Source organism: Curtobacterium sp. MCSS17_011, from assembly GCF_003224275.1.
In the GTDB taxonomy this organism is placed as follows: domain Bacteria; phylum Actinomycetota; class Actinomycetes; order Actinomycetales; family Microbacteriaceae; genus Curtobacterium.
Genome location: NZ_QKLE01000015.1, coordinates 67057 through 78204 on the forward strand (window position 1 = coordinate 67057; position 11148 = coordinate 78204).

At 71.0% G+C, this 11148-nt stretch carries 13 protein-coding genes; 10 read left to right on the plus strand and 3 right to left on the minus strand.

Translation table 11 applies throughout. The annotated features are described in order from the left end of the window. The first annotated feature begins 162 nt into the window (after positions 1 to 162). The 7 genes from DEJ17_RS11505 to DEJ17_RS17560 all read left to right on the plus strand — a co-directional run bounded on the left by DEJ17_RS11505 (position 163) and on the right by DEJ17_RS17560 (position 5205). A complete protein-coding gene (locus tag DEJ17_RS11505) occupies positions 163 to 771 on the plus strand; it encodes an NAD(P)H-dependent oxidoreductase (RefSeq protein ID WP_110893961.1) in 609 nt (202 codons plus the stop codon). Positions 772 to 808: 37 nt separating this feature from the next. Then, on the plus strand, positions 809 to 1297 hold the full coding sequence (locus tag DEJ17_RS11510; RefSeq protein ID WP_110893963.1) for a hypothetical protein: 489 nt from the start codon (positions 809 to 811) through the stop codon (positions 1295 to 1297). A gap of 94 nt (positions 1298 to 1391) precedes the next feature. After that, positions 1392 to 2108, plus strand: a complete 717-nt coding sequence (locus DEJ17_RS11515) for a Fic family protein (RefSeq protein WP_258366777.1) — start codon at positions 1392 to 1394, stop codon at positions 2106 to 2108. 24 nt (positions 2109 to 2132) lie between these two features. Further along, positions 2133 to 2768: a tRNA (adenosine(37)-N6)-threonylcarbamoyltransferase complex dimerization subunit type 1 TsaB gene (gene tsaB / locus DEJ17_RS11520; RefSeq protein ID WP_110893967.1), complete on the plus strand. Its 636-nt coding sequence runs from the start codon at positions 2133 to 2135 to the stop codon at positions 2766 to 2768. Continuing rightward, entirely contained in the window at positions 2765 to 3310 is a 546-nt protein-coding gene (gene rimI / locus DEJ17_RS11525; RefSeq protein ID WP_181421143.1) for a ribosomal protein S18-alanine N-acetyltransferase, read from the plus strand. Before tsaB ends, rimI begins: the two co-directional genes overlap by 4 nt. Then, complete coding sequence (gene tsaD / locus DEJ17_RS11530) at positions 3297 to 4352, plus strand: tRNA (adenosine(37)-N6)-threonylcarbamoyltransferase complex transferase subunit TsaD (RefSeq protein ID WP_110893969.1); 1056 nt, start codon at positions 3297 to 3299, stop codon at positions 4350 to 4352. Before rimI ends, tsaD begins: the two co-directional genes overlap by 14 nt. Positions 4353 to 4437: 85 nt before the next feature. Beyond that, positions 4438 to 5205: a DUF4190 domain-containing protein gene (locus DEJ17_RS17560; protein WP_146239706.1), complete on the plus strand. Its 768-nt coding sequence runs from the start codon at positions 4438 to 4440 to the stop codon at positions 5203 to 5205. Between the two features lie 39 nt (positions 5206 to 5244). On the opposite strand, the gene DEJ17_RS11545 is transcribed toward DEJ17_RS17560, so the two are convergent. Continuing rightward, positions 5245 to 6447, minus strand: a complete 1203-nt coding sequence (locus tag DEJ17_RS11545; RefSeq protein ID WP_110893971.1) for a class I SAM-dependent methyltransferase — start codon at positions 6445 to 6447, stop codon at positions 5245 to 5247. 160 nt (positions 6448 to 6607) lie between these two features. On the opposite strand from DEJ17_RS11545, the gene groES reads away from it, so the two are divergent. Next, the gene (gene groES, locus DEJ17_RS11550; RefSeq protein ID WP_110893972.1) at positions 6608 to 6904 is read left to right on the plus strand and encodes a co-chaperone GroES; all 297 of its coding nucleotides are present in this window, start codon (positions 6608 to 6610) and stop codon (positions 6902 to 6904) included. Positions 6905 to 7060: 156 nt separating this feature from the next. Next, on the plus strand, positions 7061 to 8023 hold the full coding sequence (gene rarD, locus DEJ17_RS11555; RefSeq protein WP_181421144.1) for an EamA family transporter RarD: 963 nt from the start codon (positions 7061 to 7063) through the stop codon (positions 8021 to 8023). A 154-nt stretch (positions 8024 to 8177) separates the two neighbouring features. On the opposite strand, the gene DEJ17_RS11560 is transcribed toward rarD, so the two are convergent. Beyond that, positions 8178 to 9506: an ABC transporter substrate-binding protein gene (locus DEJ17_RS11560; protein WP_110893974.1), complete on the minus strand. Its 1329-nt coding sequence runs from the start codon at positions 9504 to 9506 to the stop codon at positions 8178 to 8180. 261 nt (positions 9507 to 9767) lie between these two features. Between DEJ17_RS11560 and DEJ17_RS11565 the strand changes: the two genes are divergently transcribed. Continuing rightward, on the plus strand, positions 9768 to 10568 hold the full coding sequence (locus DEJ17_RS11565) for an SDR family oxidoreductase (RefSeq protein WP_110893976.1): 801 nt from the start codon (positions 9768 to 9770) through the stop codon (positions 10566 to 10568). Positions 10569 to 10661: 93 nt separating this feature from the next. Here the strand turns inward: DEJ17_RS11565 and DEJ17_RS11570 are convergent, their stop codons facing one another. Then, complete coding sequence (locus DEJ17_RS11570) at positions 10662 to 11063, minus strand: VOC family protein (RefSeq protein ID WP_110893978.1); 402 nt, start codon at positions 11061 to 11063, stop codon at positions 10662 to 10664. Between the last annotated feature and the right edge of the window lie 85 nt (positions 11064 to 11148).

The following is an 11148-nucleotide window of genomic DNA, read 5'->3' on the forward strand; positions in this document are numbered from 1 at the left end:
CTGGGTCGACCGCGACCGCGACGGCGGCGGCTCTGCCGGAGACGCACCAGGTCCGCTTGTTCCGCAGCACCGGTCAGCTGGAGCACGAGGTCGCGCGGTCCCCGGACCTGACGGCCGTCTGAGCATCCCGGCGCCACCCAGCTGCCCTCGCGAAGATGAGGTGTGCCGACGCTCATCGTGACCGCCCACCCCGACCCCGACTCGCTGACCCACCACGTCGCCGACCGGCTGCGGGCTGCGCTGCCGGAGGGCACGGTCGAGACCGCCGACCTCGCCGCCGAGGGCTTCGACCCGCGCTTCACCCTGGCCGACCGGCACACGTACCGCACCGGCACGGACGCTCCACCCGAGGTCGTCGCCGAGCAGCAGCGGATCGACCGCGCCACGGACCTCGTGCTCGTGTTCCCGGTCTGGTGGTGGTCGATGCCCGCGCTGCTCAAGGGCTGGGTCGACCGCGTGTTCGTCAACGGGTGGGCCTTCGATGTCGAACCCGAGGGCGGGATGCGTCGGAACCTCGGCCGGCTCACCGTGCACCTCGTCCCGATCGCCGGCGACGACGCCGGCGTCTACGAGCGCCACGGCTACGCCGAAGCGCTCCGGACGCAGATCGAGCACGGCATCGTCGAGTTCTGCGATGCCCGGCTGGGCGCCACCTTGTTCGTGCACGACTCCGAGACCGAGGACGGCGAGGCCCGCGAGCGCGCGGTCGCCGCGGCGGTGGAGGATGTCCGTCGAGTGGTCGTCGACCGCGCCCCCGCCGGCGACCGGTAGCCTCGCAGCAGATTTGGTCAGCGCGAACGGGGGAACCATGCGCATCGTCCTCGACGCCGGCGGCTTCAGCGACGTGGAAGTCGGCACGGTGGACCGTGACGACACCGATTTGGTGTTCCGGTCGCCCGCAGGAGCGGTCGTGGCACGCCATCCGGTGACTGCCATCGCCTGCCTGGACGTCCTGGCGACCGGTCTGCAGTCGACGCCGGCACCGGTCGTCCCGGCGAGGTCGGGCACGGACGGAGCACTGTCCCCGCTGGTGGTCCGGGCTGCACCGACCGGCAATCCGCAGGTCGACGCTGCTCGGTTCGACCGGCCCGCCGCCTACGCGCCGTGGACGCCGCAGGAGGACACCGGGCTCGAGGCGATGACGGCCGCAGGGATGTCCGTGGCGGACGTCGCGATCGTCCTCCGCCGCCAGGACGGCGCTGTCCGCTCCCGGCTGCGGCACCTTCGAGAAGCAGCGGACGGGGCCGAGACGGGACGGGGCGCGACGTCGCCCACCAGCACGGTCCGTTTCGACTAGCCGCCGCGTCCCGCTCCTGTGCCCCGGGGCCCCGGGACGGCTCAGCCCATCGGGACCGTCTCGCGACGCTTCTGACGCCAGGGCGTGCCCTCCAGTGTTTGGAAGTTCCGACGGAAGTTACAAGGAAAAGCCCCTCTTGCTTATCATGAGGGGAGCCGGAACCGCACGCTTCATCCCACCGCACCAGGACCACCTGCCGGACACTCTCGACGACTGGGAGCGGTTCGTGAACGGACGGTTGGACACCATGTCGGTGACCGTGAAGTGTGCGCTGCTGCACTACCAGTTCGAGACGATCCACCCGTTCCTCGACGGTAACGGCCGGATCGGACGGCTCCTGATCGGCTTCTCGCTCATCGCGGAGGGCATCCTGCCGGCGCCGATCCTGCACATCTCGGGCTACTTCGAACAGCACCGCACGGAGTACTACGAGCGGTTGCAGGCCGTCCGGGAGCGCGGGGAGGTGGACGAGTGGATCCAGTTCTTCGCGGAGGCGGTGACCGTCCGGGCGAACGACAGCGAACGGATCCGGAAGCTCGTCGAGATCCGCGAGCGGTACCGCCTGGCCTCGCGAACGGAGCGTTCGGCCCTCCCTGGGCTCGTCGACGTGGTCTTCAAGAACCCCGTCGTGACGGTCACGTCCGTCCGGCGTGCGCTCGACGTCTCGCAGCCGACGGCCTCGTCCCTCCTCCGCCGCGCAGAGGAGTACGGCTGGCTCCGGTCGCTGGGGCGTTCGGGCCGAGGCGGACGCGAGCGGTGGCGTGCCGACGAGATCTGGAACGCGGTCGCTGGGAGCCTCGACGAGACCTGATCCCGCCCCGCCTACGATGGACGGGTGCTGCTCGCGATCGACACCTCCGCCGGGACCTCCGTCGCCGTCGTCGACCCGGCCACCGCCCGGGCCCTCGCAACACGCGACACCGAGGACAGCCGCCGGCACGCCGAGGTGATCGGCCCGTTCCTCGCCGAGACCCTCGCCGAGGCCGGCATCACCGGTGCCGACGTCACCGGCGTCGTCGCCGGCATGGGTCCCGGCCCGTTCACCGGCCTGCGCGTCGGCATCGCCGCCGCCCGCACCTTCGCCGCCGCCGTCGGCGTCCCCGTCCTGCCGCTCGTCAGCCACGACGCCGTCGCCGCCGACCAGCGCGCCGGGGGCCTCGCCGGCCCGTTCGTCGTCCTCACGGACGCCCGCCGCCGCGAGGTCTACTGGAGCGCCTACGACGCCGACGGCGTCCGCGTGGCCGGCCCCGGACTCGCCAAGCCCACCGATCTCGACGACGCGATCCGCGCCTCCCGGCCCGAAGCGGTGGGCTGGGACCGCCTGACGGTCGCGTCCATCCCGGCCTGGAGGCTCGGCTCGCTCGCCGCAGATCGGCTCGCGTCCGGTGCGGCGTTCGACCAGGACACGCCCCTGTACCTGCGCGACCCCGACGTCACGGTGCCGGGCGCGCCGAAGCGGGTGAAGCAGTGACCCTGCCAGACGGGCTCCGCCTGCGGCGAGCACACCCGCAGGACCTCGACGACATCATGTGGCTCGAGCACGTCTCGTTCCCGACGGACGCCTGGTCGGCGTCCCAGATGTCGGGCGAGCTGTACTCACCGCACGGGTACTACGTCGTGATCGAGACGGTCGACGACGCCTCCGCGCCGCAGGTCGTCGGGTACGCCGGGCTCTCGTCGCTCGCGGGCAACCCGGTGGCCGACGTGCAGACCATCGCCGTCGCCGCGGACCAGCGCGGCAAGGGGCTCGGGCGGGTCCTGTTCACGGAGCTGCTCGACGAGGCCCGGCGCCGCGGTGTGCGCGAGGTGTTCCTCGAGGTGCGCGCGGACAACCCCGTGGCGCAGGCGATGTACACGGCGTTCGGGTTCGAGCACATCGCGACCCGGCCGCGCTACTACCAACCGGACGGCGTCGACGCGTGGGTGATGCGGGCGGAACTGCCCGGCCCGGACGGCGAGCGGTCGTCGGGCGTCGGACCCATCGGACAGGAGGCCCTCGGTGAGCGCGACTGAACCACTGGTGCTCGGCATCGAGACGAGCTGCGACGAGACGGGCGTCGGGATCGTGCGGGGGAGCACCCTGCTGGCGAACGTGATCGCCTCGAGCATGGACGAGCACGCCCGCTACGGCGGCGTCGTGCCCGAGGTCGCCGCACGGGCCCACCTGGAGGCGATGACCCCGACCCTGCACGAGGCGCTCGACCGTGCCGGCGTCACCCTCGACGAACTCGACGCCGTCGCGGTGACCGCCGGGCCGGGCCTGGCGGGGGCGCTCATGGTCGGGGTGGGGGCCGCGAAGGCGCTCGCCGTGGCCACCGGCAAGCCCCTGTACGGCGTGAACCACCTGGTCGGGCACGTCGGCGCGGACGTGCTGCGCGAGGACGGCAGTGAGATCGAGCTGCCGACGATCGCGCTGCTCGTGTCCGGCGGGCACACGTCGCTGCTGCTGGTGAAGGACCTGGTCGGCGACGTCGAACTGCTCGGCGAGACCATCGACGACGCGGCGGGCGAGGCCTTCGACAAGGTCGCCCGGTTGCTCGGCCTGCCCTACCCCGGCGGGCCGCAGATCGACCGCGCTGCGGCGGAGGGCGACCCGAAGGCGATCCGGTTCCCGCGTGGGCTGACGCTGCCGAAGGACATGGCCGCGCACCGGTACGACTTCTCGTTCTCGGGGCTCAAGACCGCCGTCGCGCGGTGGGTCGAGCGCCGCCGTGACGAGGGTCGTGAGGTACCCGTGGCCGACGTCGCCGCGAGCTTCCGCGAGGCCGTCGTCGACGTCCTGCTGACCAAGGCCCTGAACGCCTGCCGCGACACCGGCGTGGACCGGCTGCTGCTCGGTGGCGGTGTGGTCGCGAACGCCCGCCTGCGCCAGGTCGCCGAGGAGCGTTGCGCGGCCGCGGGCGTGCGGCTGCGGATCCCGCCGTTCGACCTGTGCACCGACAACGGCGCGATGATCGCCGCCGTGGGGGCCCGTCTGGTCGCCGAGGGGCACGCGCCGAGCGACCTCGGCATCGCCGCGGACTCGACCCTGCCGGTGACGACCGTCCAGGTCTGACCAGTTCTGACCCGGTCCTTCTTCGGGAGCCTGTGGGAGGATTCAACCTGGCGTCGGAGAGACCGGACGCCGAGAGGGGTGGACGGTGTCCGATCAGAACGAGTGGCCGAAGCCGGGCGAGACGCCGAACGGACCAGCGAACGGACAGCCCGACGCCACGCCCGCCCCGGACGCCCCGCAGGCTCCGGACGCACCACAGGCGCCGTCGGCCCCGGAAGCGCCACAGAACCCCTACGGCCAGCAGCAGGACCCGTACGCGGCTCCGCAGCAGCAGAACCCGTACGCGGCACCGCAGCAGCAGAACCCGTACGCGGCTCCGCAGCAGCAGAACCCGTACGCGGCACCGCAGCAGCAGAACCCGTACGCGGCACCGCAGCAGCAGAACCCGTACGCGGCACCGCAGCAGCAGTCGAACCCGTACGGTCAGCCGCAGCAGTCGAACGCGTACGGCGCCCCGCAGAACCCGTACGGCCAGCAGCAGAACCCGTACGCGCAGCCGCAGCAGCAGCCCTACGCGTCGAACCCGTACACCTACCAGCCCTACGCGCAGCGCCCGAAGACGAACGTCCTGTCGATCCTGTCGATCGTCTTCGCGTTCGGCGGCATCATCATCTGGCCGATCATCATCCTGACGAGCCCGGCCGGCGCCATCATGGGACACATCGCCCTCGGCAAGATCAAGCAGAGCGGTGAGGGCGGCCGTGGCCTCGCGCTCGCCGGGATCATCGGTGGCTGGGTCCTGACGGGCCTGTTCATCCTGATCGTCGCCCTGGTGTGGATCTCGATCGCGAACGCGTCGGACTACTCGGACTACTCCGACTACAGCTCGAACTCCGGCGCCTTCGTCAGCTGACGCTGACGCGCACGCAGCACCGCAGGCGGCCCCCGGCCGTCAGCCGACCGTGTCGGTGAGCCGCTCGCACAGGATCGCCGTGTGGCGTCCCTCCAGGCGGGTGAGCACGAGCGTGACGCGACCCGATCCGCGCAACCGCAGCCGTTTGCGGAACTGCGCCGGGTCGACGTCGACGCCGCGCTTCTTGATCTCGACGGTGCCGATGCCGTCGGCGGCGAGCCGTGCGGCCAGTCGCTTGACGTCGAGCGGCATCGTGTCGAGCACCCGGAAGCCCTGCGCGAAGGGCGTCGTGACGGCGCGGTCGGACGTGACGTAGGCGATGCCGTCGGAGAGCATGTGCCCGTCGAGGCTGCGTGCCAGGTCGCCGATCAGCCGTGCGCGGATCACGGCGCCGTCGGGCTCGTACAGGTAGGCGCCGAGCGGTCCGACCTCGGCGTCGTCGGCGTCGGCCGCTCCGGTCATCTCGGCGATGCCGTGCGCGCCGATGACGGTGGCGGCGCGGCGGATCCCGGGGCGGGCGAGGGGGCCGAACCACAGGGCGAGCTCCACGACCTCGCGGTCGACCGAGGTCCACTGTGCCTCGGCGGTGTCCGGGATCAGGTCGCGGTCGATGCCCGGTCCGAGCTTCACGCCGGTCGGCGTCGTCGTCGCCGCGGCGAACACGGTGTCGAGCGAGGGCGACCAGTCGTCCGGGTCGGCGAGCCGGCGGGTGTCCGAGTGGCCGGAGGTGCGTCGGGCGGGGTCCATCCACACGCCGTCCATCGAGGACAGGTCGAAGGACGCGGCATCACCGACTTCCACCCGCGCGTTCGGCCAGACCGCCAGGTTGTGGGTCGCGACGGCCGCGGTCACCTCGTCTCGGTCGACGGCGGTGACGTCGAGGTCGAGCGCCGCCATCGCCATCGCGTCCCCGCCGATGCCGCAGCCGAGGTCGGCGACCCGGGTGATCCCCGCGGCGGCGAAACGGCCGGCGTGCTGGGCCGCGACCTGCAGCCGGGTGGCCTGCTCGAGCCCGGCCTCGGTGAAGAGCATGCGGGACGCGAAGTCGCCGAACTTGCCGCGGGCCTTCAGCCGCAGCTTCGCCTGGGTGAGGACGGCCGCGACGAGCCGGGGATCGTGGCCCTCGGCGCGCAGCCGGGACACCACGCGGACGATCTCGCCGCCGTCGGAGACACCGGGGGTACGGTCGAGCAGGGCCATCCCGTCGGAGGTCAGCAGTGCGGTGAGTTCGGCGGCGTCCATGCGTCGATCCTCGCAGGTGCTGCGTGTTCTCCGGATCTGCTGGCACTCGGATTGACCGAGTGCCAGAGGCCCCCTAGAGTTGGCGTTGGCACTCTCCTGTGCGAAGTGCCAACCCGGTTTTCATCTGTACCGAGTCCGTACCGAGAAAGAAGAGGTCACCGTGGCCGTCAGCATCAAGCCGCTCGAGGATCGCATCGTCATCCGCCAGGTCGAGGCGGAGCAGACCACCGCTTCCGGTCTGGTCATCCCCGACACCGCGAAGGAGAAGCCCCAGGAGGGCGAGGTCGTCGCCGTGGGTCCGGGTCGCATCGACGACAACGGCAACCGCGTTCCGCTCGACGTCGCCGTGGGTGACAAGGTCATCTACTCCAAGTACGGCGGAACCGAGGTCAAGTACTCGGGCGAGGACCTGCTGGTCCTGTCGGCCCGCGACGTCCTCGCGGTCGTCGTCAACTGACACCAGTTCTCCTCTCGGACGCCCCGTCCGGCCTGTCGGCCGGCGGGGCGTCCGTGCGTTGTGCGCCTACCCTTCGAGCAGTCGTACGACGGTTCGTGCCGACCGGGAGGCCCGTGGTCCGTCCGGCACGTCGGCGATCGTTCCTAGGATGGTTCCGTGAGTGAACCGAGTCCGGCGCGACCCGTCCGCAGCGAGGCATCCGTCGGCGTGGTGCAGGCCATCGTGGCCTACGGGCTCTGGGGACTGATGCCCCTGCTGTTCGCGGCCATGGCCCCCGCGGCGGCGTTCGAGATCGTGTCGTGGCGGATCGTGTTCGGCCTGGTGTTCTGCGCGGTCGCGATCGCCGTCACCCGGTCGTGGCTCCGGACCCGCACCCTGATGGCCCAGCGCCGCGTGATGCTCGTGATGGGGCTCGCCGCCGTCCTGATCCTGGTCAACTGGACCGTCTACGTCCTCGCGACGACCACCGGCCACACCGTCGAGGCGGCGCTCGGCTACTTCATCAACCCGCTCGTCACGATCGCGCTCGGCGTCGTGGTCCTGCGCGAACGCCTGCGTCCGGCGCAGTGGGCAGCCGTCGGGCTGAGCGTCGTGGCGGTCGTCGTCATCGCGATCGGCTACGGGCAGATGCCGTGGATCTCGCTGGCCCTGGCGTTCTCGTTCGGGCTGTACGGCCTGGTGAAGAAGCGGGTCGGCGGCACCGTGGACGCCCTGAGCGGCCTGACGATCGAGACCGTGTGGCTGCTGCCGATCGCAGTCGTGGCGCTGGTGGTGCTCGGTGTGACCGGGCTCGGCGGCGGGGTGACGTTCACGAGCGAGGGCTGGGGACACGTGGTCATCACCGTGCTGACCGGGCCGGCGACCGCGGTGCCGCTGCTGCTCTTCGCGTCGTCGGCCCGTCGGGTGAGCCTGTCGACCCTCGGCCTGACCCAGTACCTGGCGCCGGTGATGCAGCTGCTCGTCGGAGTGCTGGTGCAGCACGAGGAGATGTCAGCGGGCCGCTGGTTCGGCTTCGGCATCGTGTGGCTCGCGCTCGTGGTGCTGACGGCGGACTCGTTCGCCGCCGCACGGGCGTCCCGTCGCCGGGCGCTCGCACCCGCCGCGGCCGAGCCGGTCTGAACCACGCCCCACGGGCCTCCAGGGCCGCTCGTCGGTCCGTCCTGCGAAGGCGACACATCTTGCCGGTCGTCCCCGACACCAAAGCGAAAGCGACAGTCCCCCGCGGAAGTTCCGGGGGGGACCGTCGCTTTCGCGAGCGGTGCTGGGCTGTGCCCTACTTCTTCACCGCACCCTGGATGGCGCTCTGGTAGACAGGCTTGTTGTCGCCGTCGAACTTGTAGATGCCGATGTAGGCGCTCGACGGGTCGTTGTTGTCGTCGAACGGACCGATGCCGGACGGGCCGGTGTAGTGGATGTCCTTGCCGTCGTCCAGGAGCGTCTTGCACTCCTTGAACGTCGCGCACTCGGTGCCGCCGTCAGCACCCGACACCGCAGCCATGTTGGCCTGGATCGTGCCGGAGTCGGTGCCCTTGCCCTTCACCGCGGCGAGGGCGGCGAGGACGGTGGCGTCATAGGACTCCGCCGCGTACGAGTAGTCGGCGAGCGTCTTGCCCGACGAGTCCTTGTAGAAGGCGGCGAGCTGCTTCTTGAAGTCGTCCTTCGGCGAGGCACCGGGGATGGTGCCCTGCGCGCCACTGAGGGTGCCCTTGTCGAAGTCCTTCGAGTAGTCCGCCGTGTTGCCGTCGGACATGTAGATCTTCGCTTCGTTCCCCTGGGAGACGAGCTCCGGGATGATCGACTTCGTCTCGTCGAAGGCGAGGACGACGATCGCGTCGGGCTTCGCGGCCAGGGCAGCGGTCACCTCGGACGAGAAGGTGGTCTGGCCGGGCGGGAACTCCTGGCCCTCACCCTTGGCGCCGTAGACGACCTGACCGCCCGAGGCCTCGACCGCAGCCTGCACCGAGTTGCGGAGGCCGGTGCCGTACGTGTCGTTGAAGACCAGGAAGGCGACCTTCGCGTTGCCGTCACCGGTCACGAGCTGGCCGAGCGCGGAACCCTGCACCGAGTCCGGCGGTGCGGTCCGGTAGTAGTACGACGAGTAGCCGGAGAGGTCGGACGCGGTGTTCGCGGGCGAGATCTCGACGATGCAGTTGCTCGTCAGCTGGTCGATGACGTTCAACGTGACGGACGAGGACTCGGCGCCGATCGCGACCGGGACCTTCGCGTTGACGAGCTTCGTCGCGGCGGAGCTCGACACGGTCATGTCGTTGCTGTCACCGGAGTCGGTCGCCGGGTCGATCGTGACGTCCTTGTCGAGGACGCCGCCCGCGGCGTTGATGTCCTTGACGGCCAGGCCGACGCCGGACTCGGCCGGCGGGTTGAGGTAGGCCAGCGAACCGGTCAGGGGCAGGATCGTGCCGATCTTCAGCGCGTCCGTGCCGGGGGTGTCCGGGGCCTTGCAGCTGGCGGCGGGATCCTTCTTCGCATCGCTCGACGCCGAGCTCGAGGGGGAAGCACTGCCGGTGGTGGAACACGCGGCGAGGAGGACGGCTGCTGCGCCCGCCAACGCCAGTGCCGCGGTGGCACGGGTGGTTCTGATCATCCGTGGAGCCCTTTCTCTGCGCGGAGGCTGTGCCGCTTCGGGTGAATGCGACGCCTCCACTGGATGTCGAGAAACGTAGGGTCCATGTGTTTCGCCCGTGTGACGGGGCGGTACGCAAAGGTGTTTCGTTACCGAGCCGTGACGTTCCTGTGCGCGGGGACAGGGATAGGCCCGTTCGTGACGGTGCCGGGGTGGCGACCCGACCTGCGCCAGGCGGATGGTCCGGCACAGCGTCCGGGAGGCCGGCGTACGTTCCGCCGCATGAGTGACTTCCAGCCCACCAAAGCCATCGTCACCGGCTCCGAATCCGGGATCGGCCGTGCGACCGCCGTCGCACTCGCCGAAGCCGGCATGGACGTCGGCATCACCTACCTGTCTGAGCCCGACCGGGCCGAGGAGACCGCGGAAGAGGTCCGGAAGACCGGCCGCCAGGCCTTCGTCGAGCAGATCGACGTCTCCGACCTCGCCGGCGCGGCCGCCGTCATCGACCGCCTGGTCTCCCAGCTGGGCGGCGTCGACGTCTTCGTGGCCGACGCCGGCACGGGCGACAACGCGCCGTTCCTCGAGATGACCCTCGACCAGTGGCGCCACACCGTCTCGACCGACCTCGACGGGGCCTTCGTCACGATGCAGGCCGCGGCGAAGCACATGGTGCAGGCGGGCACCGGCGGCCGGATCATCGGCATCACGAGCGTGCACGAGCACCAGCCCCGCTACGGCTCGAGCGCCTACGACGCCGCGAAGCACGGTCTCGGCGGCCTGCTGAAGACCATGGCGATCGAGCTCGCCGAGCACGGCATCACCGTGAACGCCGTCGCCCCCGGCGAGATCGCCACCCGGATGACGGGCGCCGAGGACGAGGACCCGCACACCATCGACCGCCCCGGGGTGCCGCTCGGCCGTCCGGGCAACGCGTGGGAGATCGCGGCCGCCGTGGCGTTCCTGGCGTCGCGGGCGTCGTCCTACATCACGGGGGTGTCCCTGCCGGTGGACGGCGGGATGCTGCAGATGGGCCCCCACGGCGGCTCGCACATCACGTCGAACGACTGGCGTTCGGCGTAACGGCTCGGCTGGCGGTCCGGTCAGCCGGCCGGCCGGCGGGCTGATCAGCAGGCCGGCCAGCGGGCTGATCAGCTCTGCTGGGCGGCGGGCTGGTCAGCTCGGCTGGTCGGCTTCCTCGTCGAGTTCGGCCCGGGACCGCAGGACGCAGAACTCGTTGCCCTCCGGGTCGGCGAAGACCACCCATCCGCCGTCCGGGTGGCGCAGATCGGCGAGCTCCACGGCACCGATGCCGCGGAGCCGCTCGACCTCTTCGTCGCGGGTGCGGTCGGTGGGACGGAGGTCGAAGTGGATCCGGTTCTTCACGGTCTTCGCCTCCGGCACCTGGATGAAGAGCACCGTGTGCGATCGGTCGGGCGCCGTGATCTCGCACTCCTCGTGCCCGGGGGCGTTCGGGTCGTCGGGCAGGTCGACGTACCCGAGCACCTGCTTCCACCACTCGGACTGGGCGTAGGCGTCGCGGGAGTCGATGGTGGTGTGTGAGACGGCGCTGACCATGCCGTGACACTACCGCCGCGGAACGCAGGTGCGGGGGTTCGCGCGGTGGACGATGCGGGAGGCATCGGATGCACGAGCGCGGGCT

Coding starts and splice junctions, on each gene's coding strand:
- DEJ17_RS11510 (WP_110893963.1), top strand. CDS start 809: ATGCGCATCGTCCTCGACGCCGGCGGCTTCAGCGACGTGGAAGTCGGC.
- DEJ17_RS11545 (WP_110893971.1), bottom strand. CDS start 6,447: ATGGACGCCGCCGAACTCACCGCACTGCTGACCTCCGACGGGATGGCC.
- DEJ17_RS11560 (WP_110893974.1), bottom strand. CDS start 9,506: ATGATCAGAACCACCCGTGCCACCGCGGCACTGGCGTTGGCGGGCGCA.
- DEJ17_RS11565 (WP_110893976.1), top strand. CDS start 9,768: ATGAGTGACTTCCAGCCCACCAAAGCCATCGTCACCGGCTCCGAATCC.
- DEJ17_RS11570 (WP_110893978.1), bottom strand. CDS start 11,063: ATGGTCAGCGCCGTCTCACACACCACCATCGACTCCCGCGACGCCTAC.